The sequence below is a fragment of the Zhenpiania hominis genome (genome assembly GCF_014333425.1).
Classification (GTDB): domain Bacteria; phylum Bacillota; class Clostridia; order Peptostreptococcales; family Anaerovoracaceae; genus Hominibacterium; species Hominibacterium hominis.
Window position 1 is genome coordinate 1 of the sequence record NZ_JACRYT010000071.1, and the last position, 653, is coordinate 653.

Consider the following 653-nt stretch of genomic DNA (forward strand, 5'->3'; position numbering starts at 1 on the left):
ACGGCGGTAACCCGGGTTCGATTCCCGGTAGGGTCACCATTGGAACACCTGATTTTAGTCAGGTGTTTTATTTTTGAGAGGCACATGGATGGCTGGTCTATATGTGTAAACAGGGGGAGGGAAAAAAAGATAAAAAAGTTTCGAAAAAGGTGTTGACAGAGAGGGAATGATTTGGTAATATAGACAAGCTGTCAGATGAGAGCGGCCACGAAGAGCTAGAAAGAAAGACGGAAAAAAATAAAAAAGTGGCTGACAAACAGCTCAGAAGATGGTAAAATAACAGATGTTCGCTGAAAAAGCGGACAGTGCCCGAAAAGGGCAAGAACCATGAAAATTTCATAGCATAGAAATCCAGCGAACGGGAGTCGAGAGACTTCCGGGAGATGGAAGGAAGACGGACAAGAAGAAAAACAACTTGAACGTTTCCGGAAATTCCAAAAAAGAAAACGAAGAGATTTCGGAACAAATCGCAAAGCGCGAGAAGCGTGAAATGAGCGAGACAAACGAGATTGAACCTTTTCCGAAAGGGAAAGCTTTGATACCATTCAAAAAGAGTTTGATCCTGGCTCAGGATGAACGCTGGCGGCGTGCCTAACACATGCAAGTCGAGCGAGAAGCTTTTAACGGACGCTTCGGTTGAAGTTAAGAGTGGA

Annotated in this window: 1 rRNA gene; it reads left to right on the top strand. The window is 44.4% G+C overall.

From position 1 onward, the window contains the following. Positions 1-544 precede the first annotated feature (544 nt). Positions 545-653: ribosomal RNA gene (locus H9L42_RS16790) — 16S ribosomal RNA — on the top strand; the annotation flags it as partial.